We start from the raw sequence: 20570 nt of genomic DNA, 5'->3' as shown, positions 1-20570 counted from the left end.
GTGTTGTGCATGAAGTACGTTCTTGTTTTCCTGTGTGTTCTGCTTGCTGGCTGCGAAACAGTGCGGACGACGACGGATCGTGTGTTTGGGCGCAGCGAGGCCGCGCCCGAGACAGAGGCCAATGCAGAACCCGAAGCGGCTGAGGCCGCACCCGAAACTGAGCCGGTCACGACGCGACCAAACTGGGTCGGTGCCAAATCCACCACCGCTGTTCTTGGGGACCCCTCAACACCCGGTCGCTGGATGCAAACGTCGCTTGTGGACACCGAAGTCACTGCGCGTGTGGTTGTGCCCCGAACCGGGGCGCAGGCATATATCACACTTATACCGTCGCGGGGGCCCGAAGGGGGCGGCAGCCAGTTGTCACTGGACGCGATGCGTACACTTCTGGTGCCTTTGGATGCGCTGGTTGAGGTTGACGTCTACGCCAACTGATCTTTCACGTACTTCCCGGCTTCCCGCCGCGCAAAGGGTTTCATCGCCGGGCCATGTTGCTTCAGAAACGCGACAACGCGCGGGGCATCGTGTTTTGACAGTTCACGCAGCCACCAGGCGATGGCTTTCTGGATGAACCAGTCGCGATCTGGCACATAGCTTACAGCCCAGCGCAGTATGCGATCCCGGCGGTCCAGATCATCAGGTTTGGGGTGGTTTTGCTTGGTCCAGGGCAGGGTGGCCACCAAAGCGGCGCGGCGCGTCCACATGTGATCTGATGTTGTCCAAATCTCGACCTTATCCAGCCGGGTGGGCTCGGCCGTCAGCCGTTTTTGCATAGCCATAGCCGCATGATCGGCCACGGCCCATGCATCGAAATCCGGCAGCCAGCTTTGCAGCAGCTCCCAGACGGCGTCATCCGGTCTGATACGCGCCTGGGTGAGGAGCTTTGAGGCGGCGAGACGGGTTTCGTGAGTATTGAACTGCCACAGCTCATCCGCCAACTGTACGCGCTGGGGTACATCCAGCTCTTGCCGCCAAGCCCTTGTCAGATCATTCAGAACGGGGTTTGCGACGCCCAGATAGGGGCGGTCCGCCTTGTGATAGGCTGCCATCTGGGCACCGCGTTCAGGATCGGCATGGGCTTTGATCTGGGCCAGATAGGGATCAAGTATTGGCATCTCAGACGGGGACTCCTGTGGGTTTGCCGTCGATCGTCTGTTGGTTCTTGTCCGCCCAATAGGCGCGGATGTCGTCATCAGACTTGCCATCAACCCATTTCTGCATGGTGTCGCGTTCCGAAGTGTATTCCATGAAGGGCACCGCGTAGCCACAGGAGGTTTGAACCATATCAATGTTCAGGTCATAAATCTGGCGGGCGCTGCGATGGGTGGGGAAATGCCGGGCCAACTCATCCCAACCTTCATCGCCTATGTGGAAAGTTCTGGCGGTACCATAGGCGCGCAGGATCAAAGGGCGGGTGGTGAAGGAACACCACATCAGGGTCATGCGATTGACGTCCAGCAGATGCCCCGCCGTTTCATTGCCGCTGCCGGTCATGTTCATCCAGATGATCCGGTTGGGGTCCAGAACGCGCAGGGAATCCATCCCCTTGGGCGAGATATTGACTCGCCCCTCAGACCCAGCGGTTCCGACAAAGAACATGTGCTGATCTTCGATAAAGGCCTGATGCGGCGGATCGAGTTGCGGGAATTGCTTGGCCATGATGCGCTCCGGGTAAGGGGTTGCGGCAAACCTAAGCGCGTACGGATGGGCCGTCCAGCACTCAGGAGATTGAGCGCCGTTCTGCGAGCAGGGCATCCAGATGTCTGGGATAGGTTTTGTACCCTGTGAATATGAATTCGTCCTCATCTGCCGGGGCGCGCAATTTGGCCTCTTGATCCCAGATTCGGGCCCAATCCCGCAAATGCTCTTGAAGGTCTTCCAGCGCCGACATCAGTTCAGGGGCGGCTTTGAATGGAGTGCCTTCGATGAAATCCAGCACCTGTTGGTTGGTCGCGCGCAACGCCCGCGCAGGACCAAAGGTTTTGCCTTGTGCCAGATAACGCTCGTACTCTGCGCGCGAAGCACTCATCAGGGACATCACTTGCGCAATTGCGTCCTGCTGAACCATATTCCCGCCTATTCCACCGTCACTGACTTTGCCAGATTGCGCGGCTGATCCACATCCGTGCCCTTGGCCACCGCCGTGTGATAGGCCAGCAGCTGTGCGGGGACAGAATACAGGATCGGGGCAAGGCTGGGGTGGATATGCGGCATTCGGATCGTGCTCCAAACCCCGTCCTCGGCCTCGGCGATGCCATCATCGTCTGAGACCAGAATGACCTTTCCCTTGCGCGCCATGACCTCTTGCATATTGGACACGGTCTTGTCGAACACGGTATCTTTCGGTGCCATCACCACGACCGGCATATGCTTGTCGATCAGCGCGATGGGGCCGTGTTTCAGCTCACCTGATGCATACCCTTCGGCGTGGATATAGCTGATTTCCTTCAGCTTTAGCGCGCCTTCCATCGCCAGCGGGTACATCAGGCCGCGCCCCAAGAACAGGACATCGCGCGCCTCGGACAATCGCTGGGCGGATTTGCGGATGGCGCGATTTTGATCCAGCGCCGAGTTCAGAACCGAGGGCAGCCCACGCAAGGCGGCGGCGTGATCGGCCAGTTCCTCATCGGTCAGGGTGCCAAGGTCGGCGGCTGCTTTGAGCGCCAGCATCAGCAAGACGCTGAGCTGGCAGGTGAAGGCCTTGGTCGAGGCGACACCGATCTCGATACCTGCGTGGATGGGCAGTGCCACATCGCTTTCCCGTGCGATCGAGCTTTCGGGGACGTTAACAACAGAGACGATCTTGTCAGCCTTACCTTCGCAATAGCGCAGTGCAGCCAGCGTATCGGCGGTTTCGCCCGACTGGCTCACGAACAGCGCCAGGGTGCGCTCGCTGATCGGGGGTTCGCGATAGCGGAATTCGCTGGCGATATCGACCTCGACCGGCATTTTGGCCAGTTGTTCGAACCAGTACTTCGCTGTGAGGCAGGCGTAAAACGCGGTTCCACAGGCCACCATGGTCAGGCGATCCAGCTTTGTGAAATCCAGATCGATATCTGGCAAAACCACCCGGTCACCGCCTGTTGGCAGGTAAGACCGGATCGCCTCAGCCACGACAACGGGCTGTTCGGCGATTTCCTTGGCCATGAAATGTTTGTGCTCGCCCTTATCGGCCCGCGCATGATCTAGCTTGATCTTGCGCATTTCCCGATTGGCCAATTCACCGGCCTCATTGCGGATTTCAAGCGAGGTGCGGGTTAACACCGCGCGGTCGCCTTCCTCAAGATAGGTGATCTTGTTTGTCAGAGGGGCCAATGCGATGGCGTCGGACCCCACAAACATCTCTCCATCTCCATGCCCGATGGCCAAGGGTGAGCCCTTGCGCGCTGCGACAATCAGGTCATCCTGGCCGTCAAACAGAAAGGCCAGCGCAAATGCACCTTCCAACTGATCGATGGTCTTGAACGCCGCTTCGACCGGAGACAGGCCTGAATTCAGCAAGTGTTCGGCCATCAGGGCCACGGTCTCGGTGTCGGTCTCGGTCTCAAATCCGATCCCGTTTTCGGCCAGTTCGGCGCGCAGTTCGCGGTAGTTTTCGACGATGCCGTTGTGTACAACGGCGACCGGACCGGCCTTGTGCGGGTGGGCGTTGTTGACCGATGGCGCGCCATGGGTAGCCCAGCGGGTATGGCCGATCCCGGACTTGCCGGGCAGTGGATCGTGGACCAGCAGGTCACTCAGGTTGACCAGCTTGCCTACCGCCCGGCGACGCCCCAACGCTCCGTCATTCACAGTGGCAATACCGGCGCTGTCATAGCCGCGATATTCCAGCCGTTTCAGCGCTTCAACCAAAATAGGGGCGACCTCATGCTGCCCCAGAACACCTACAATTCCACACATAAACTCAGGCCTCTTTATCGCGGCGAGCCTTTTTCGCCTTTAACATATCAAATAATTTACGCGCATAGCCGGGTTTGTTTTCCTGCTTGGCCCGCGCAACGGCCAAGGCATCAGCTTCAACATCTTTGGTCACCACTGTACCGGTCGCCGTCATCGCCCCGTCGCCCACGGTAACGGGAGCAACCAGCATGGTGTTCGAACCGATAAAGACATTCTGACCAATCGTGGTTTTGTGCTTCATCACGCCGTCATAGTTGCAAGTGATCGTGCCCGCGCCGATATTCGTTGCGACACCAACTACAGCATCACCGACATAACTAAGGTGATTGACCTTCGCGCCTTCGGCAATCTCAGCGTTCTTGATCTCGACAAAGTTGCCGATCTTCGCGTTTTCTGCGAGTTCCGCACCGGGGCGCAGGCGGGCATAGGGGCCGACGACGGAGCCTCGGCTGACATGGCAGCCTTCCAAATGCGAATAAGCTCGGATCGTCGCGCCGCTTTCTACGGTCACGCCGGGGCCAAAGACCACGTTGGGTTCGATTACCGTATCGCGCCCAATGACCGTATCGGCGGCCAGATAAACCGTTTCCGGCGCCATCAGAGTCACGCCCAGATCCAGCAATTCGGCGCGCGCCTGCGTCTGAAACACAGCATCCGCCGCAGCCAGATCAGCGCGAGAATTCACACCCAGTGTCTGGGCTTCGTCACAAGCTACGGCGGTTACGCTCAGACCACGGCTGCGAGCGATTTCGACCACATCCGTCAGGTAGTACTCGCCCGCGGCGTTGTCATTACCCACCGCATCAATCAGCGACAAAAGTGTTTCTGAGTTGCACGCTAAAAGTCCTGAATTACAGAAGGTTGTCGCCCGTTCTTTATCTGAGGCTTCCTTGAATTCGACAATCCGCTCCAGCGTTTCACCATTCATGACCAAACGCCCGTAGCGAGCCGGATTGGCGGCCTCAAAGCCCAGGATCACCAGATCATTCTGCGCACGTGCCTCGATCATGCGTTCCAGCGTGTCGGGCTGCAAAAACGGCGTGTCGCCATAAAGAACAACCACATCGCCCTCGAACCCCTGCAACGCATCTCGCGCTTGCGCCACGGCATGCGCAGTGCCCAGTTGTTCTTCCTGCACTGCGATCTGCGCCGTTTCATCCTCGGCCTGCGCGACCTTGGCAACGGCCTCCGCGCCATGCCCTGTGACGATCACAGTGCGCTCGGGCGACAGCACCGATCCGGCGCGCATGGCGTGGATCAGCATCGGAACCTGGGCGATGGGATGCAGTACCTTTGGAATATCCGAATTCATCCGGGTGCCTTTTCCGGCGGCAAGGATGACAAGGGCAATGGTCATGAAATCGTTTTCTCTTTGTGTTTTCTTGCCGACCGTTTTATCCGCTGAGGGCAAAGGCGCAAGCCGTTCGGCCATCAAACAAGATTGCCGATTGCAACATGACATGGCGGAAAACTGCCGAGCAAGGAGGCGCGATGCGCACGGTCATCTTCGATCTGGATGGGACTTTGGCGGATACATCCGGTGATTTGCTGGCCGCCGCAAACCATTGTTTTCGCGCGATGGGGCATGGGGATGTACTGGTTCAGGGACAGGATGCGGGCATTGCGGTGCGTGGTGGTCGGATGATGCTGACGCACGGCTTGAAACGGGTCGGAGCCTATGATGAGGCAACCGTAAACGCTTATTATCCCGTGTTGCTTGAGGCCTATTCCAGCGATATCGACACGCACACGCGGTTCTACCCGGGCGCGCTGGAAGCAGTCGACGCCCTTAAGGCCACCGGTTACGGCGTTGGCATTTGCACCAACAAGCCTGAGGCCTTGGCACATCAGCTTTTGTCACAGATGGGTGTTCGGGATCAGTTCGCCGCGCTGGTGGGGGCCGACACACTGCCGGTGCGCAAACCTGACCCTGAACCCCTGCGCGAGGCGGCGCGGCGGGCAGGTGGTCATCCCGACCTGTGCGTTCTGATCGGGGACTCTGATACTGACCGCAACACAGCCAAGGCCGCAGGCGTGCCATCTGTGTTGGTTACCTTCGGTCCTTCGGGGGACGATATGGCCGCGTTGCAGCCCGAGGCTTTGCTGCATCATTTTGACGATCTGCCGGGTGTTGTGACCGATCTGATCGGTGCGGCGGCATGATCTCTTGACCCGACGCGGATAGAGCCCCAGAACTGAGCCATGACTGAGACATTCACTGGCAGTTTCACCCAGCAAGAACCGATCCCCGACGAGGCGATCGAGGCCGCGCTGGCCGTCCTGCGCCATGGGCGTCTGCATCGCTATAACGTCGCACCGGGTGAGCTGGGCGAGACCGCATTGTTGGAACAGGAATTTGCCGCCCAGATGGGGGCGAAATACTGTCTGGCGGTGTCCTCAGGCGGTTACGCTTTGGCGACTGCCTTGCGCGCGGTGGGTGTTCAGCCGGGTGACCCGGTTTTGACGAATGCCTTTACCCTTGCACCGGTGCCGGGGTCGATTGCATCTGTTGGGGCTAAACCTGTGTTTGTAGGCGTCTCGGAAAATCTGACGATTGATCTGGACGATCTTGAGACCAAGCTGGATCAGACGCGGGTTCTGATGCTCAGCCATATGCGCGGTCACCTATGCGACATGGATCGGTTGATGCAACTTTGTGATGCGGCAGGTGTGGTTGTGATCGAAGACTGCGCACACACGATGGGCGCAGCTTGGAGGGGGCAATTGTCCGGTCGGCAGGGGGCAATCGGCTGCTATTCCTGCCAGACCTACAAGCATGTCAATTCCGGCGAAGGCGGCCTGCTGATCACCGATGATGAGGAGCTTGCGGCCAAGGCCACGATGCTGTCGGGCTCTTACATGCTCTATGAACGTCATCTGGCCGCACCATCACCCGAGGTTTTCGAGCGCGTCAAATACACCACCCCCAATGTCTCGGGTCGAATGGATAATCTGCGCGCCGCGATCCTACGTCCGCAGTTGCGCGATCTGGACCGGCAGGTTGGTCGGTGGAACGAAAGATACCGGACCATCGAGGCTGGCTTGCGCGGAACGCCGGGGCTGACAATTGTGGACCGGCCAGAGGAAGAAACCTATGTCGGTTCGTCGATCCAGTTCCTGCTTCTGGACTGGGTTCCCGATCGGATCACCGAGGTTATTGGTCGGTGCGCAAAACGGGGGGTCGAGTTGAAATGGTTTGGTGGGGCCGAACCGACAGGCTTTACCTCTCGCTATGACAGCTGGCGCTATGTCGAAAGCGAACGTATGCCGGGATCGGATCGTATCCTTACGGGTATTTTGGATATGCGTGTCCCGCTTACGTTTTCTTTGCAGGACTGTGATCTGATCGCTCGGATAATTCGGGAAGAAGTCGCGCGGATTCACAATCTGGCGACGGCCTGAAACAGCAAAATCCGTTGTCCGGACACGATTTCGCTTGCGTACGGACGTTATCATGCTGGCAAATTGAGGTGTCTTTGCTTCTTTGAGCGGGCACACCATCAGATATGATTGCGGAACCATGACCAAAGAGAAAAAATCTGAATCTCTGGAAGTCAGGCTAAGCCTGTCGGAAAAAAACGCGTTCGCCGCACGGGTTGCTGCGCGCGGGGAAAGCATGAGCGCGGCTTTGCGCCGCTTGATCGCTGAAGATGGAGTGCCTCATTCAAACTCGAAGGAGGTTTCAACCATGAAAAAGACTGTAGTTGCGGCGTCTCCAGTAATTCTGACGATCGCTATCTTAGCCGCTGTATCGATGTCTGGAGCATCTGCAAAAACCGATTTCGCTGGCAATTTTCGTGCCAAGGATACCAACGGCGATGGATTTGTCGATCGGATCGAAATGCTGAGTTACATGACGCAGCAGGCCGAGCAGGTGAACTTGCCTAGCGATTGTGATGGAACCGAATTGGCGAAAGTTTGGTCAATGTCGCCGGAAGAACTGGCAGATGATGCAATTGGCTTCTCAGATGCTGACAACGATGGCCGCATCACCTTGTCTGAAGTCGTAGCGGCAAATGAACGCTACCGGGCTGACGATTTCACATCCGCCGATACCAACGAGGACGGATTTGTGACCTTGGCAGAGTTGGAGTTCGGCTTTCGTGAAGACGAAGCCAAAGTCAGCGCGGAATGCAGAGCGGCCATTGGTATGCACAGCGCCGCCCGCGCTTCTGAGATTTTGGAGCAAATAGATACAGATGGTGATGGGCGGATCAGCTTGGGTGAGTTCGTGAACCACTAGACCGCATTCCAACTGGACAGACACTCTTCGCCTCGCTATAAATGAACACATGTTCAATTACTGACGTATAGCGCAAAGGCAGACCAAATGTTCCAGGCGGAAATGACTTTTGATCTCGGCGAGGATGTAAACGCGCTGCGCGAGATGGTGCATCGCTGGGCGCAGGAACGGGTCAAGCCGATGGCCGCCGAGATCGACGCATCTAATGCTTTTCCCAATGAGCTATGGGCGGAGATGGGAGAGCTTGGCCTTCTGGGCGTGACTGTGCCCGAGGAATATGGCGGGGCCGGAATGTCCTATCTGGCTCATACAATTGCGGTCGAGGAAGTGGCGCGTGCCTCGGCCTCGGTTTCGCTCTCATATGGTGCGCACTCGAACCTGTGTGTGAATCAGATCAAGCTGAACGGCAATGAGGAGCAAAAGCAAAACTACCTGCCGCGCCTGATTTCTGGCGCGCATGTGGGTGCATTGGCGATGTCCGAGGCTTCGGCCGGATCGGACGTCGTGTCGATGAAGCTGCGCGCGGAAAAACGCAACGATCATTACCGGCTGAATGGCAACAAATACTGGATCACCAACGGGCCGGATGCGGATACGCTGGTCGTCTACGCCAAGACAGACCCAGAGGCGGGCTCTAAAGGGATCACCGCGTTTCTGATCGAAAAAGAGATGAAGGGCTTCTCGACCTCACCGCATTTCGACAAGCTTGGAATGCGCGGGTCCAATACAGCGGAACTGATCTTTGAAGATGTCGAAGTGCCGTTCGAAAATGTTCTGGGCGAAGAAGGCAAGGGCGTTGCCGTTCTGATGTCTGGGCTCGACTACGAACGTGTCGTTCTGGCCGGGATCGGAACCGGGATCATGGCGGCCTGTCTTGATGAGATCATGCCCTATCTGGCCGAACGCAAACAGTTCGGCAAACCCATTGGCAGCTTCCAGCTGATGCAGGGCAAGATCGCGGATATGTATACCGCGATGAATTCTGCCCGGGCTTATGTCTATGAGGTCGCAAAGGCCTGCGATCGTGGGGATGTGACGCGGCAGGATGCAGCAGCGTGCTGTCTCTATGCCTCAGAGGCGGCGATGACGCAGGCGCATCAGGCGGTTCAGGCGATGGGCGGGGCCGGGTTCCTGTCGGACGCGCCGGTCAGCCGGATTTTCCGAGATGCCAAACTTATGGAGATCGGTGCAGGCACCAGCGAAATTCGCCGGATGCTGATTGGCCGCGAGCTGATGAGTGAGATGCAGTGAAGAAAACGCCCCGCTGGTTTTGGGTCGGCGGGGCGCTTTGGATTGGATCAGAACCGATGGACGTAGGACACACCGACCAGCCAGGGATCGATTTCGGCGGTGCCGATATCGGCGCCATCCAAGGTCACGTCCGAGTCGATGTCGAACCAGCGCAGATTCAGTCGGACTGCACCGTTTTGGGTGACCTGATAGTCCAGCCCGGCCTGCAGCGCGACCCCGAACGAGTTGTCGACTTTGAGATCACCCAGCGGAGAGCTTTCGTCGAAGAAGATCGTGTAGTTCAGACCGGCCCCGACATAGGGCTTCCAGGCGCTATTGGTCGGGAAGTGATAGTTGAGCGACAGGGTCGGGGGCAGGTGCTTGACGCTGCCTGCGTCGGTGCTGCCTCCCAGAGTTATGTCGTGGCTGAAGGGCGTTGCAGCCAAAAGCTCGATCCCCAAATTGTCGCGGATAAAGTATTCGGCGGTGAAGATCGGGCGGGTATCCGCGTCGATATCTGCGCTAAGCCCTGCAAGTGTTCCGTTGTCGGATTTCGGGTCCAGATATCCCACACCTACGCCAAGGGTCCAGTCACCCTGCGATTGGGCAAATGCAGGCACGGCCAAAGCGGCCAGTGCGGTCGAGAATGTCAAAGCGGCGAGCGTTTTCATCATGATCTTGCCTTTGGTTTTGTTGATGTCCCTTGTGTGGCGGCAAAGGCCCATCCGCGCTCTGATCTGTATCAAGTTTCGCTTGGTTCTGGTTGCCTGTGTCCAGCGGGAAAATTCAATGAAACAAGAGGCCTAGCAGATGCTTGACCCTACGCGCATACCTGGTTTGCGCCCAGAGGGTGGCTGGGATCTGCCCGACCGGTTGAACATGGCGCGCCAGTGTCTGGATCATCCCGATGATCGTGTGGCCGTGATTGATCTGACTGGCCCCTCCGAACAGCGTGTGACCTATGAACAGCTGCATCATATGACCGACGGGATCGCCCGTGCCTTACAGCAGCAGGTGCAGCCAGGTGACCGGATCGGGGTCCTGCTCAGCCAATCCCCATGGTGCGCCGCCGCACATCTGGCGATCTGGAAGATGGGCGCGATCTCGGTTCCCCTGTTCAAGCTGTTCAAACAGGAGGCTTTGCGGTCTCGTGTCAGTGATGCGGGTGCAAGTGTTGTGCTGACCGATGTCGAGGGTGCCGGGCTGCTTGAAAGGATCGCAAAGCCTCTGATCGCATCCGAGGTAGGGGTGCCCGGCGCTCCACTTCCCTTTGCCGAGACTGGGCCGGATGATCCGGCGGTGCTGATCTATACGTCGGGTACAACCGGCAACCCCAAGGGCGCGCTGCACGGGCATCGGGTGCTGACGGGCCATCTGCCCGGCGTTTCAATCAGCCACAATCACCTGCGCGACGGGGACTGCTTGTGGACCCCTGCCGATTGGGCCTGGATTGGTGGGTTGTTCGATGTGCTGATGCCGGGATTGGCGCTGGGCGTCCCAGTAGTTGCGGCACGGCTGGATAAGTTCTCGGCTGAGGCTTGTGCTGATGTCATCGCGCAGGGTGGGGTGCAAAACGTGTTCTTCCCTCCGACCGCGCTGCGGATGCTGAAAGCGGCGGATCAGAGCATCCCCGGCTTGCGCTCGGTCGCTTCAGGGGGTGAGCCTCTGGGCGCCGAGATGCTAGCTTGGGGGCAACAGGCGTTCGGATTGACGATCAATGAATTTTACGGCCAGACCGAGTGCAACATGGTGGTGTCGTCCTGCGCTGACGACTTCCCGGTGCGCCCCAGCTGTATTGGTAAACCGGTGCCGGGGTATGAGGTGGCGGTGATCGACGAGGATGGCAACCCGACCTCCGAGGAAGGCGACGTGGCCATCCGGCGCGGCTCGGCCTCGATGCTGCTGGAATACTGGAACCACCCCGAGGCCACCGCTGAAAAGTTCCGCGGCGATTGGCTGATCACCGGCGACCGCGGCGTGTGGGAGTGTGGCTACCTGCGCTTTGTGGGACGTGAGGATGACGTGATCACTTCCGCTGGCTACCGCATCGGCCCGGCTGAGATCGAGGATTGCCTGCTGACCCACCCGGCAGTGGCGACAGTGGGCGTAGTCGGCAAGCCCGACAAGCTGCGGACCGAGATCGTGAAGGCCTATGTGGTGTTGAAACCGGGAGCGGACGTGTCAGAGGTGGAGTTGCAGGATTGGGTCAAGGCCCGACTGGCGCAATATTCCTACCCGCGTGAGGTGGCGTTTTTGGAGGAGTTGCCGATGACGGTTACGGGCAAGGTGATCCGCAAGGACTTGAAGGCATGGGCGGCAGAGGAGTTGAACAGGTGATATTCGAATTGAGAAGCCTCTTAATTCTAGCGTCTTCGCTGGGTGCAATTAGCATTGCAACACAAACTATGGCAGCCGATCCTGAAAGGTATGATACAGTCGCATTTTTGCGAGCTTGCACTGATCTGGTTCCAAATGTCGACTATTCGCTTCCTATGGATGTGGAGTGTATCAGTCAAAGTCACAGGATGTGTGAGTTGGCGGACCCAGATGCTGAGGCCGAAAGATGCGTTCTGGTGGTGTCAAAGTGGATGCGCAACGAAACGATTTCGGAGTGGCCTGAAATCCCAGAAGAAGCCCGTCTTGGCTACGAAGATCCTCCTACCGCGCAGGACGTAATAAGAGATGCAAAGAGAATATTCGACAATGAAATATTGGCACAATTCGCACCAGCGATGACTGATTGTGAAGATATTCAGATCGAAGGCGTCTCTGAGCAGGACGCTTGTGGCTATGCGGACGCGTTGGCTGGCTGGCTTGCACTGAGAATTCTCCAACGCGCGAATGAACGCGAAGAAGAAAAACAGGTGCCATAGTCATGAAACTCACATCCAAAGCCATACCCACCTCTGAGGGCTTCAAGGCAAACCGCACTGCCCATCTCGATGCGCTGGCGCAAATCTCTGCCGCTGCCGAAGCGGCTCGCATGGGTGGGGGCGAGAAATCCCGCGCGCGGCATGAATCGCGGGGCAAAATGCTGCCGCGGCGACGGGTGGCGAACCTGCTCGACCCGGGCTCTCCGTTTCTTGAAATCGGCGCGACGGCGGCGCATGGGATGTATGGTGATGCCGCGCCTTGTGCCGGGGTGATCGCAGGGATCGGTCGGGTGCAGGGGCTCGAGGTCATGGTCGTGTGCAACGACGCCACGGTGAAGGGCGGCACCTATTATCCGATGTCGGTGAAGAAACACCTGCGCGCGCAGGAGATCGCTGAGGAAAACCATCTGCCCTGCATCTATCTGGTCGACAGCGGCGGTGCGAACCTGCCAAATCAGGATGAGGTCTTCCCCGACCGCGATCACTTTGGCCGTATCTTTTATAACCAAGCGCGGATGAGCGCGAAGGGGATCGCTCAGATCGCTGTGGTGATGGGGTCCTGTACGGCTGGTGGGGCCTATGTACCCGCAATGTCGGACGTGACCATCATTGTGAAAGAACAAGGCACGATCTTCTTGGCCGGTCCGCCTCTGGTGAAAGCAGCGACCGGCGAGGTCGTCAGTGCCGAAGATCTGGGCGGCGGTGACGTGCATACCCGCCTGTCCGGCGTGGCAGACTATCTCGCCGAGGATGACGCCCACGCTCTGGCTTTGGCGCGACGGGCTGTCGGCTCGTTGAACCTGCGCAAACCGCAGACGGTGGATTGGGCCAGCCCCGAAGACCCTGCCTATGACCCCGAGGAAATCCTCGGCGTGGTTCCGGCGGATCTGCGCACGCCTTATGATATCCGGGAGGTGATCGCGCGGCTGGTCGATGGCTCTCGCTTCGATGAGTTCAAGCCGCGGTTCGGGGAAACGCTGGTGACCGGCTTTGCCCATGTCAAAGGCTGCCCGGTCGGGATTATCGCCAATAATGGCGTGCTGTTTTCCGAAGCCGCACAGAAGGGCGCTCATTTTGTCGAGCTGTGCTCGCAACGCAAAACCCCGCTGGTGTTCCTGCAGAACATCACCGGCTTTATGGTCGGCCGTAAATACGAGAACGAAGGCATCGCGCGGCATGGGGCCAAGATGGTGACGGCGGTGGCGACAACCTCGGTGCCTAAGATCACGATGCTTGTCGGAGGGTCCTTCGGGGCCGGAAACTACGGCATGGCCGGTCGTGCCTATCAGCCTCGGTTCTTGTGGACTTGGCCGAACTCGCGGATTTCCGTGATGGGTGGCGAGCAGGCGGCGGGTGTTCTGGCCACCGTCAAACGCGACGGGATCGAACGGCAGGGCGGCACGTGGTCCGCCGAGGAAGAAGCCGATTTCAAACGCCCGACACTGCAGATGTTCGAGGAACAGTCGCACCCGCTCTACGCCTCGGCTCGGCTCTGGGATGACGGCATCATTGATCCGCGCAAAAGCCGTGATGTTTTGGCCTTGTCGCTCAGCGCTGCGTTGAATGCCCCGATTGAGGAGACACGTTTCGGCGTGTTCAGGATGTAAGATGACCGATCTGGAACAGCTAAAAAACCGCTACCCAGGCGCACAGACCTTCAAGTTTGGGGACAACGCGGCGCTGTGTGACGAGCTGCTGGCCCTTGTGCGTGCTGGAAAGAAAACGGCGACCTGCGATGCATTGCGAAACTATCCCGAAGGCTCTCTCGACATGCCCGTGGTCGGGCGGCGCGATATTGCTCTGAACTGGGATGATCGCCCGGCGCTGGTGATCGAAACGGTAGAGGTTACGGTCTGTCGCTATTGCGATGTGACAGAAGGTTTCGCGCTGGCCGAGGGCGAGAATGAAACGCTTGCGGGGTGGCGCGATGATCACCGCCGCTATTTCGAGCGCAATGGCGGGTTCGATCCTGAGATGGAGTTGGTCTGCGAGCGATTTCGTCTTGTCGAAGATCTGGCGGGCAAGCGGTAGATGGGGATGTTTACGGAAACGCGCCGCTCAGTTTGGTTTGGTTCCAGAAAACCGAACAGCGCTGCCACTAACATAGTATGTCGTTTCGACGTTCAGCCCTGCGGATTTAAGGGCTGTCAAAACGGTCTCACCTTTTCCGAAATTCCGTGTATATTCACCGATCATGGTAAAGTCTTGTGCACCATTCAGAAAGAAACGCTCAACTTGCGGAAGCACTCCGTCAAGATAGAAACGGTAAACAGGCCGCAAAAACCAATCCACAGGGTCCGTTGCTTCGATCAACGAAAACGGAGCGCCGGGCTTGAGAATACGGCAAAGCTGATCGGCGAAAACCTGATGCTGCTGAGCGTTAAAGGTTTTCAATCCAAAGGTAGAAATCGCAAAATCCGCCGAGGCGGTTGGAAGGTCTGTCGTCAACATATTGGCACAGAGGTGGGTGATGCGGTCATCGCGGCTTTTGTGCAAACGGCTCATAGCATGCTTGTGCATCCCCGGGCTTATGTCGACCGCGGTAACGTTCGCGATTCTAGGAAACTCGGCAAGCAGATGAGGCCAAGCTTCTCCGGTGCCGGCCATGAGATCGACTCCGGACGCTTGCGTGTCCTTGGGCAGGGTCAGCCCTTTCACACATGCTCTGCGCCATGCGCGAACCAGGCCGAAGGACGCGACTGCGCTCCAATTTCGGTAGGAATCCGAGCACCTGTCGAACACGCCTGCCACAAAGTTGGGGTCATAGATGTCATTGCTCATGGTCTGGACCCTGCGGAGAGGAGAACCGGATTGCAAGGGGTTACCAATGTTCAATAAAATCCTGATTGCCAACCGTGGCGAGATTGCTTGCAGAGTTATGGAGACGGCTCAGAAAATGGGTGTGTCCTGTGTTGCTGTTTATTCCGATGCGGATGCCTCGGCCAAGCATGTGCAGATGGCGGATGAAGCGGTTAATATCGGCGGCGCGGCCCCGGCTGAGAGTTATCTGAAGGGTGATGTGATCATTCAGGCGGCGCTGGATACCGGCGCGCAGGCGATCCATCCGGGCTATGGGTTTCTATCCGAAAACCCGGAATTCGTGGATGCGGTTGAGGCTGCGGGCTTGACGTTCATCGGACCATCGGCAGATGCGATCCGGAAGATGGGCCTCAAAGACGCAGCGAAGGTTCTGATGGAACAGGCGGGCGTGCCTGTTGTTCCGGGCTATCATGGGGACAATCAGGACCCCGAGCATCTGGCCGTAGCGGCGGAAACCATCGGCTATCCTGTATTGATCAAGGCCGTGGCAGGCGGCGGCGGCAAGGGGATGCGGCTGGTCGAGACGCCCGAGGAGTTCTCGGCCGCTTTGGACAGCGCGCGCGGTGAGGCCAAGACTGCCTTTGGCAATGATGCGGTGCTGGTCGAGAAATTTGTCGCCAAGCCCCGCCATATCGAAGTGCAGGTATTCGGGGACGGCACCCATGCGGTGCATCTTTTCGAACGCGACTGCTCGTTGCAGCGACGCCATCAGAAGGTGATCGAAGAGGCTCCGGCCCCTGGCATGACCACTGAAATGCGCGACGCCATGGGACAGGCAGGTGTCCGCGCGGCTGAGGCGATTGGCTACAAAGGGGCGGGGACGGTTGAGTTCATCGTCGACGCGTCCGAGGGACTGCGCCCGGATCGGTTTTGGTTCATGGAAATGAACACGCGCCTACAGGTTGAACACCCGGTGACCGAGGCGATCACGGGCGTCGATCTGGTCGAATGGCAGTTGCGTGTGGCAGCGGGTGAGAGCTTGCCGAAACAGCAAAATGAACTGTCAATCAACGGCCACGCGTTCGAGGCGCGGCTCTATGCCGAAGATGTACCCAAGGGATTCCTGCCAGCAACAGGTACCCTGACCCATCTGTGTTTTCCGCAGGGGTGCCGGGCGGATAGCGGCGTGCGGGCAGGGGACACGATCAGCCCCTGGTATGACCCGATGATCGCAAAGGTGATTGTGCATGGGCCAACGCGGGCGGTCGCACTTGAACAGTTGCACCGCGCGTTGCAAGGGACTGAGGTCGCCGGAACGGTTACCAACCTATCATTCCTGGGGGCCTTGACCCGGCATACTGGCTTTGCCTCGGGCGATGTCGATACGGGGCTGATCGGGCGCGACCTTGACGAATTGGTGCGGGCGGTACCGCCACGGCCTGAAACCCTTGTGGCGGCAGCCATGCGGGCTTCGAACTTGGTGGACCTGCGGGCAGACGCTGGTTTCTCGCTTTGGGCGCCTCTGCATCGGGCGGTTCAGTTGATATCCGGTGAGGATCGCATCGAGCTTGATGTTCAAGTCATCAGCGCCGAGGGACAGGAATGGCAGGTGGGCGAGACGGTCGTCACGGCTCAACGCCAGGACGGGCGCTGGCTGATCAACGGAAAACCGATGCCCAATGTCGCGATCACTGGTCCCCGGATCACGGTTTTCGAGGATTATGGTCTAGGTTTTGACATGGTCGATCCGTTGGATCGCGTGGCCAGCGCGGCTGGGGATACCAACCTGATCGAGGCGCCGATGCCTGGGCTTGTCAAAGCGGTCTTTGCAGTGGCCGGTCAGTCGGTCAAGGAAGGCGACCGCTTGGCGGTGCTGGAGGCGATGAAGATGGAACATTCCCTGCTTGCTGCTCGGGATGGTGTTGTCGCAGAGGTTCTGGCCGAAGAAGGCGCGCAGGTGGAAGCAGGGGCTGCGCTGGTCCGGTTGGAAGATAGCTAGGCTGTTCGAAAGTCTGGGCATGTGTCACGATCATTTTGGACACCAAAGGGAGATGAGGCATGGGCGAACGGGTAGAAATTTTTGAAGTCGGGCCTCGGGACGGGTTGCAGAATGAAACGCGCGACATTCCGGTGGCCGAGAAGATTGCGCTTGTCGATTGCCTGTCGGATGCCGGGTTCAACCGGATCGAAGTGGCCAGCTTTGTTTCACCCAAATGGGTTCCCCAGATGTCAGGCAGCGCCGAGGTTCTGGCCGGAATAACGCGCGCAAAGGACGTGCGATATGCGGCGCTGACCCCCAATATGCGGGGGTATGAAGATGCATTGGCAGCCAAAGCGGATGAGATCGCGGTTTTTGCCTCGGCTTCCGAGGGATTTTCGAAAGCCAATATCAACGCCACCATTGCCGAGTCGATTGAACGGTTCACGCCGATCCTGGACGCCGCGCGGCACATCGACCTGCCAGTGCGTGGCTATGTCTCTTGCGTGACCGACTGCCCGTATGATGGGCCGACACCGCCCGAAAAGGTGGCCGAGGTTGCGGATCTTTTGTTCTCACATGGCTGCTATGAGGTGTCTTTGGGCGATACGATCGGGCAGGGGACGCCGGACAAGATCGCACGGATGCTGATGGCGGTGCGAGAGCGTGTTCCCGTGACCCGGCTGGCCGGTCATTTTCACGACACGAATGGCAGGGCGTTGGACAATATAGATGCCTCGCTTTCACTGGGCGTCCGTGTATTCGATGCCGCCGTTGGTGGCCTTGGTGGCTGCCCCTACGCCCCCGGTGCAGCGGGCAATGTCGCGACCGAAGCCGTTGCGGCGCATCTGGAACGGTTGGGATATGCCACCGGCTTGGATGCCAAAGTGTTGGATCAAGCCGCGCAAATGGCGCGCGCCATGAGGGGCTAAAATGTACGAAACGATCTCTGTCGTCACAGATGCACGCGGCGTTGCGACCCTGTGCCTAAACCGCCCGGAAAAACACAACGCGATGTCGGCCACGATGATCGCCGAACTGACGCGCGCGGCGCAGGATTTGGGACAAGACCCTTTCGTTCGGGTCGTCGTGCTGACAGGCGCTGGTAAATCCTTTTGCGCCGGAGGGGATCTGGGTTGGATGCAAGATCAGATGGCAGCCGATCCGGCAACGCGTTTCATCGAAGCACGCAAGCTTGCGGAAATGCTGCAAGCGCTCAACACGATGCCGAAACCCCTGATCGGAGCGTTGCAAGGCAATGCGTTCGGCGGTGGCGTGGGGCTAGCTGCTGTCTGTGATGTGGCGGTTGGTGTTGAAACCCTGAAAATGGGTCTGACCGAGACAAAGCTGGGCCTGATCCCGGCGACGATTGGGCCCTATGTGATCGCACGTATGGGGGCGGCCAAGGCCCGCCGGGTTTTCATGTCAGCGCGTCTGTTTGATACGGCCGAGGCCGTGAAGCTTGGGCTTTTGGCCAAAACGGTTGCGGTAGACGGGTTGGATCAGGCCATCGAGGACGAAGTTCTTCCCTATCTGAACTGCGCACCGGGGGCGGTTGCCTCGGCCAAGGCGCTGGTTCAGGATCTTGGGCCTAAGATTGACGATCAGGTGATTGACCATACGATCAATGCGCTGGTTTCTCGCTGGGAAACAGAAGAAGCGCACGAAGGTATTAACGCTTTCTTTGAGAAACGTAAGCCCAAGTGGATCAACGACGTTTAATTCTGAGACGGAATGCGGCGCTGTGCAGAATGACATGCGAAATTTCAGGATGGTCAACCCCAAGGTTGATGCCCTGCGCGCTTGTGATCGGTTGACCCTCTGACCCCGCAGAGATAGAGAATGTCCAGTCAACTCGCCAATTGACCGCGCGCTCAATATGGATCGCGCAGGAAAGGAGCTACTCTTGGAAGAGCTGTTGCGGGAATATCTCCCGATCCTGGTGTTTCTGGCCGTGGCCGTGGGCCTTGGAATAGTGCTGATTCTGGCGGCTGTCGTTCTGGCCGTCCGCAACCCCGATCCGGAAAAAGTCAGCGCATATGAATGCGGCTTCAACGCATTTGATGACGCGCGGATGAAATTTGATGTCCGATTCTACCTGGTTGCGATTCTCTTCATCATCTTCGATCTGGAAATCGCTTTCCTGTTCCCATGGGCCGTCGGCTTCAAGGACATCAGCGATGTGGGTTTTTGGTCCATGATGGTGTTCCTGGGCGTTCTAACCATTGGCTTTGCCTATGAATGGAAGAAAGGGGCGCTGGAATGGGAGTGATGACGGGTGCAAACACCGCTGGCGTCGACAAAGAAGTCGCCACCCAGGCCCTGAACGCCGAGCTTCAGGACAAAGGGTTCCTGCTGACTTCGACCGAGGACATCATCAACTGGGCGCGCACTGGCAGCTTACATTGGATGACCTTTGGTCTGGCCTGTTGCGCGGTCGAAATGATGCACACCTCGATGCCGCGCTATGACGCGGAACGGTTCGGCATCGCGCCCCGCGCGTCCCCACGTCAGTCGGACGTGATGATCGTGGCTGGTACCCTGACCAACAAGATGGCCCCGGCGTTGCGCAAGGTTTACGATCAGATGCCCGAACCGCGCTATGTGATCTCGATGGGCTCCTGCGCGAATGGTGGTGGCTACTACCACTATTCCTATTCGGTCGTGCGCGGCTGTGACCGGATCGTCCCGGTGGACATCTACGTACCCGGCTGCCCTCCGACCGCCGAGGCGCTGCTCTATGGTCTGATGCAACTGCAACGTAAGATCCGCCGCACCGGCACGATTGTACGCTGAGGGAGGGGCAGATGAGCGAAGCACTCAAAGAACTCGGCACACAGCTTGAACTGAAACGCTCGGATTGTGTTCTGTCCTGGGACGTGACCCACGGGGAATTGAACGTCGATGTTGCGCTGTCGAACCTTGTCGAATTCATTGAATTCCTGAAAAGCGACCGGTCCTGTCAGTTCTCGACCTTGGTGGATATCACCGGCGTGGACTACCCAGAGCGGGCTAAACGGTTCGACGTGGTGTACCACTTCTTGTCGATGTACCAGAACCAGCGCATCCGTCTGCGGGTCTCGATCCGTGAAGAAGACATGGTGCCCTCGATCGTTGACGTACACCCCTCGGCCAATTGGTTTGAGCGTGAGGTGTTCGACATGTTCGGTATCCTGTTTTCAGGCCATCCGGACCTGCGGCGAATCCTGACCGATTATGGCTTCCGGGGCTATCCGCTGCGCAAGGATTTCCCGACCACGGGCTATACAGAAGTGCGCTATGACGAGGCGCAAAAGCGAGTGGTCTACGAGCCCGTAAGCCTCGTGCAGGAGTACCGTCAGTTTGATTTCATGTCCCCGTGGGAAGGTGCGAACTACATCCTGCCGGGGGATGAGAAGCAGGAGGCCGAGTGATGGGGGGTATCTGGTGGCTGATCCTTTCCGCGCTGACCATCATCCCGATGGTAAAGATTTTGCCGTTCTTCGGGATCAACAAGGTCTGGTGCCTGCTGTGTCTGGTCCCTTTTGGCACGATTGCCCTGCTCTGGTGGGTCGGGATCAAGCTACAGGAAATGGAGCGCCGTTAA

23 protein-coding genes are annotated in these 20570 nt (G+C 58.3%); 16 read left to right on the top strand and 7 right to left on the bottom strand.

What is annotated here, in order from left to right; translation table 11 throughout:
* The first annotated feature begins 9 nt into the window (after nucleotides 1-9).
* Nucleotides 10-435, top strand: a complete 426-nt coding sequence (locus tag ABLN87_RS05545) for a hypothetical protein (RefSeq protein ID WP_353008160.1) — start codon at nucleotides 10-12, stop codon at nucleotides 433-435.
* Here the strand turns inward: ABLN87_RS05545 and ABLN87_RS05540 are convergent.
* The 5 genes from ABLN87_RS05540 to glmU form a co-directional block, all read right to left on the bottom strand.
* The gene (locus ABLN87_RS05540; RefSeq protein WP_353008159.1) at nucleotides 423-1115 is read right to left on the bottom strand and encodes a DNA alkylation repair protein; all 693 of its coding nucleotides are present in this window, start codon (nucleotides 1113-1115) and stop codon (nucleotides 423-425) included. The two genes, ABLN87_RS05545 and ABLN87_RS05540, sit on opposite strands and share 13 nt — an antisense overlap.
* Before the next feature lies 1 nt (nucleotide 1116).
* Complete coding sequence (locus ABLN87_RS05535; RefSeq protein ID WP_353008158.1) at nucleotides 1117-1659, bottom strand: pyridoxamine 5'-phosphate oxidase family protein; 543 nt, start codon at nucleotides 1657-1659, stop codon at nucleotides 1117-1119.
* Between the two features lie 61 nt (nucleotides 1660-1720).
* Nucleotides 1721-2068, bottom strand: a complete 348-nt coding sequence (locus ABLN87_RS05530; RefSeq protein WP_353008157.1) for a hypothetical protein — start codon at nucleotides 2066-2068, stop codon at nucleotides 1721-1723.
* A gap of 8 nt (nucleotides 2069-2076) precedes the next feature.
* On the bottom strand, nucleotides 2077-3900 hold the full coding sequence (gene glmS / locus ABLN87_RS05525) for a glutamine--fructose-6-phosphate transaminase (isomerizing) (RefSeq protein ID WP_353008156.1): 1824 nt from the start codon (nucleotides 3898-3900) through the stop codon (nucleotides 2077-2079).
* A 4-nt stretch (nucleotides 3901-3904) separates the two neighbouring features.
* A complete protein-coding gene (gene glmU, locus ABLN87_RS05520) occupies nucleotides 3905-5257 on the bottom strand; it encodes a bifunctional UDP-N-acetylglucosamine diphosphorylase/glucosamine-1-phosphate N-acetyltransferase GlmU (protein ID WP_353008155.1) in 1353 nt (450 codons plus the stop codon).
* A 134-nt stretch (nucleotides 5258-5391) separates the two neighbouring features.
* Here glmU and ABLN87_RS05515 point away from each other — a divergent pair, with 134 nt between their 5' ends.
* From ABLN87_RS05515 to ABLN87_RS05500, 4 genes are all read left to right on the top strand, one after another.
* Nucleotides 5392-6063, top strand: a complete 672-nt coding sequence (locus ABLN87_RS05515) for an HAD-IA family hydrolase (protein ID WP_353008154.1) — start codon at nucleotides 5392-5394, stop codon at nucleotides 6061-6063.
* Nucleotides 6064-6102: 39 nt separating this feature from the next.
* Entirely contained in the window at nucleotides 6103-7302 is a 1200-nt protein-coding gene (locus tag ABLN87_RS05510; RefSeq protein ID WP_353008152.1) for a DegT/DnrJ/EryC1/StrS family aminotransferase, read from the top strand.
* A 214-nt stretch (nucleotides 7303-7516) separates the two neighbouring features.
* Nucleotides 7517-8143, top strand: a complete 627-nt coding sequence (locus ABLN87_RS05505; protein ID WP_353008151.1) for an EF-hand domain-containing protein — start codon at nucleotides 7517-7519, stop codon at nucleotides 8141-8143.
* Nucleotides 8144-8230: 87 nt separating this feature from the next.
* Nucleotides 8231-9394, top strand: a complete 1164-nt coding sequence (locus ABLN87_RS05500; RefSeq protein WP_353008150.1) for an isovaleryl-CoA dehydrogenase — start codon at nucleotides 8231-8233, stop codon at nucleotides 9392-9394.
* A gap of 47 nt (nucleotides 9395-9441) precedes the next feature.
* Here ABLN87_RS05500 and ABLN87_RS05495 read toward each other — a convergent pair whose 3' ends face one another.
* Nucleotides 9442-10047 carry an OmpW/AlkL family protein gene (locus tag ABLN87_RS05495; protein ID WP_353008149.1) on the bottom strand — a complete coding sequence of 202 codons (606 nt, stop codon included), beginning with the start codon at nucleotides 10045-10047 and terminating at the stop codon, nucleotides 9442-9444.
* Nucleotides 10048-10183: 136 nt separating this feature from the next.
* Between ABLN87_RS05495 and ABLN87_RS05490 the strand changes: the two genes are divergently transcribed.
* From ABLN87_RS05490 to ABLN87_RS05475, 4 genes are read left to right on the top strand one after another with little or no spacing between them, the layout of a single operon-like run.
* Complete coding sequence (locus ABLN87_RS05490; RefSeq protein ID WP_353008147.1) at nucleotides 10184-11710, top strand: AMP-binding protein; 1527 nt, start codon at nucleotides 10184-10186, stop codon at nucleotides 11708-11710.
* Entirely contained in the window at nucleotides 11683-12246 is a 564-nt protein-coding gene (locus ABLN87_RS05485; RefSeq protein WP_353008146.1) for a hypothetical protein, read from the top strand. Before ABLN87_RS05490 ends, ABLN87_RS05485 begins: the two co-directional genes overlap by 28 nt.
* A 2-nt stretch (nucleotides 12247-12248) precedes the next feature.
* Nucleotides 12249-13853, top strand: a complete 1605-nt coding sequence (locus ABLN87_RS05480; protein WP_353008144.1) for a carboxyl transferase domain-containing protein — start codon at nucleotides 12249-12251, stop codon at nucleotides 13851-13853.
* A gap of 1 nt (nucleotide 13854) precedes the next feature.
* Nucleotides 13855-14277, top strand: coding sequence for an ASCH domain-containing protein (locus ABLN87_RS05475; RefSeq protein ID WP_353008143.1), 423 nt, complete (start codon nucleotides 13855-13857; stop codon nucleotides 14275-14277).
* A gap of 27 nt (nucleotides 14278-14304) precedes the next feature.
* Here the strand turns inward: ABLN87_RS05475 and ABLN87_RS05470 are convergent, their stop codons facing one another.
* Nucleotides 14305-15027: a class I SAM-dependent methyltransferase gene (locus tag ABLN87_RS05470; RefSeq protein ID WP_353008142.1), complete on the bottom strand. Its 723-nt coding sequence runs from the start codon at nucleotides 15025-15027 to the stop codon at nucleotides 14305-14307.
* A gap of 46 nt (nucleotides 15028-15073) precedes the next feature.
* Between ABLN87_RS05470 and ABLN87_RS05465 the strand changes: the two genes are divergently transcribed.
* From ABLN87_RS05465 to ABLN87_RS05435, 7 genes are all read left to right on the top strand, one after another.
* Nucleotides 15074-17005 (top strand): acetyl/propionyl/methylcrotonyl-CoA carboxylase subunit alpha, encoded by a 1932-nt coding sequence (locus ABLN87_RS05465; RefSeq protein WP_353008140.1) that lies wholly within the window; start codon nucleotides 15074-15076, stop codon nucleotides 17003-17005.
* A gap of 59 nt (nucleotides 17006-17064) precedes the next feature.
* Nucleotides 17065-17916, top strand: coding sequence for a hydroxymethylglutaryl-CoA lyase (locus ABLN87_RS05460; RefSeq protein ID WP_353008139.1), 852 nt, complete (start codon nucleotides 17065-17067; stop codon nucleotides 17914-17916).
* 1 nt (nucleotide 17917) lies between these two features.
* Nucleotides 17918-18706: a crotonase/enoyl-CoA hydratase family protein gene (locus ABLN87_RS05455; RefSeq protein WP_353008137.1), complete on the top strand. Its 789-nt coding sequence runs from the start codon at nucleotides 17918-17920 to the stop codon at nucleotides 18704-18706.
* Between the two features lie 184 nt (nucleotides 18707-18890).
* A complete protein-coding gene (locus ABLN87_RS05450; RefSeq protein WP_170532281.1) occupies nucleotides 18891-19256 on the top strand; it encodes an NADH-quinone oxidoreductase subunit A in 366 nt (121 codons plus the stop codon).
* The gene (locus tag ABLN87_RS05445; protein ID WP_037307875.1) at nucleotides 19247-19780 is read left to right on the top strand and encodes a NuoB/complex I 20 kDa subunit family protein; all 534 of its coding nucleotides are present in this window, start codon (nucleotides 19247-19249) and stop codon (nucleotides 19778-19780) included. Before ABLN87_RS05450 ends, ABLN87_RS05445 begins: the two co-directional genes overlap by 10 nt.
* 11 nt (nucleotides 19781-19791) lie before the next feature.
* Entirely contained in the window at nucleotides 19792-20397 is a 606-nt protein-coding gene (locus ABLN87_RS05440; RefSeq protein ID WP_353008136.1) for an NADH-quinone oxidoreductase subunit C, read from the top strand.
* Nucleotides 20397-20570 carry a hypothetical protein gene (locus tag ABLN87_RS05435; RefSeq protein ID WP_170532285.1) on the top strand — a complete coding sequence of 58 codons (174 nt, stop codon included), beginning with the start codon at nucleotides 20397-20399 and terminating at the stop codon, nucleotides 20568-20570. The genes ABLN87_RS05440 and ABLN87_RS05435 overlap by 1 nt, the downstream gene beginning before the upstream one ends.

The organism is Ruegeria sp. SCP10, from assembly GCF_040329495.1.
GTDB lineage: Bacteria > Pseudomonadota > Alphaproteobacteria > Rhodobacterales > Rhodobacteraceae > Ruegeria.
The sequence above is the reverse complement of the archived record's forward strand: the minus strand, read 5'-3'. Positions and strand labels throughout refer to the sequence as shown.

What these genes read in the sequence shown, in the direction of transcription:
- ABLN87_RS05545 (WP_353008160.1), top strand. Translation starts at nt 10, where the DNA reads ATGAAGTACGTTCTTGTTTTCCTGTGTGTTCTGCTTGCTGGCTGCGAA.
- ABLN87_RS05540 (WP_353008159.1), bottom strand. Translation starts at nt 1,115, where the DNA reads ATGCCAATACTTGATCCCTATCTGGCCCAGATCAAAGCCCATGCCGAT.
- ABLN87_RS05535 (WP_353008158.1), bottom strand. Translation starts at nt 1,659, where the DNA reads ATGGCCAAGCAATTCCCGCAACTCGATCCGCCGCATCAGGCCTTTATC.
- ABLN87_RS05530 (WP_353008157.1), bottom strand. Translation starts at nt 2,068, where the DNA reads ATGGTTCAGCAGGACGCAATTGCGCAAGTGATGTCCCTGATGAGTGCT.
- glmS (WP_353008156.1), bottom strand. Translation starts at nt 3,900, where the DNA reads ATGTGTGGAATTGTAGGTGTTCTGGGGCAGCATGAGGTCGCCCCTATT.
- glmU (WP_353008155.1), bottom strand. Translation starts at nt 5,257, where the DNA reads ATGACCATTGCCCTTGTCATCCTTGCCGCCGGAAAAGGCACCCGGATG.
- ABLN87_RS05515 (WP_353008154.1), top strand. Translation starts at nt 5,392, where the DNA reads ATGCGCACGGTCATCTTCGATCTGGATGGGACTTTGGCGGATACATCC.
- ABLN87_RS05510 (WP_353008152.1), top strand. Translation starts at nt 6,103, where the DNA reads ATGACTGAGACATTCACTGGCAGTTTCACCCAGCAAGAACCGATCCCC.
- ABLN87_RS05505 (WP_353008151.1), top strand. Translation starts at nt 7,517, where the DNA reads ATGAGCGCGGCTTTGCGCCGCTTGATCGCTGAAGATGGAGTGCCTCAT.
- ABLN87_RS05500 (WP_353008150.1), top strand. Translation starts at nt 8,231, where the DNA reads ATGTTCCAGGCGGAAATGACTTTTGATCTCGGCGAGGATGTAAACGCG.
- ABLN87_RS05495 (WP_353008149.1), bottom strand. Translation starts at nt 10,047, where the DNA reads ATGATGAAAACGCTCGCCGCTTTGACATTCTCGACCGCACTGGCCGCT.
- ABLN87_RS05490 (WP_353008147.1), top strand. Translation starts at nt 10,184, where the DNA reads ATGCTTGACCCTACGCGCATACCTGGTTTGCGCCCAGAGGGTGGCTGG.
- ABLN87_RS05485 (WP_353008146.1), top strand. Translation starts at nt 11,683, where the DNA reads ATGGGCGGCAGAGGAGTTGAACAGGTGATATTCGAATTGAGAAGCCTC.
- ABLN87_RS05480 (WP_353008144.1), top strand. Translation starts at nt 12,249, where the DNA reads ATGAAACTCACATCCAAAGCCATACCCACCTCTGAGGGCTTCAAGGCA.
- ABLN87_RS05475 (WP_353008143.1), top strand. Translation starts at nt 13,855, where the DNA reads ATGACCGATCTGGAACAGCTAAAAAACCGCTACCCAGGCGCACAGACC.
- ABLN87_RS05470 (WP_353008142.1), bottom strand. Translation starts at nt 15,027, where the DNA reads ATGAGCAATGACATCTATGACCCCAACTTTGTGGCAGGCGTGTTCGAC.
- ABLN87_RS05465 (WP_353008140.1), top strand. Translation starts at nt 15,074, where the DNA reads ATGTTCAATAAAATCCTGATTGCCAACCGTGGCGAGATTGCTTGCAGA.
- ABLN87_RS05460 (WP_353008139.1), top strand. Translation starts at nt 17,065, where the DNA reads ATGGGCGAACGGGTAGAAATTTTTGAAGTCGGGCCTCGGGACGGGTTG.
- ABLN87_RS05455 (WP_353008137.1), top strand. Translation starts at nt 17,918, where the DNA reads ATGTACGAAACGATCTCTGTCGTCACAGATGCACGCGGCGTTGCGACC.
- ABLN87_RS05445 (WP_037307875.1), top strand. Translation starts at nt 19,247, where the DNA reads ATGGGAGTGATGACGGGTGCAAACACCGCTGGCGTCGACAAAGAAGTC.
- ABLN87_RS05440 (WP_353008136.1), top strand. Translation starts at nt 19,792, where the DNA reads ATGAGCGAAGCACTCAAAGAACTCGGCACACAGCTTGAACTGAAACGC.
- ABLN87_RS05435 (WP_170532285.1), top strand. Translation starts at nt 20,397, where the DNA reads ATGGGGGGTATCTGGTGGCTGATCCTTTCCGCGCTGACCATCATCCCG.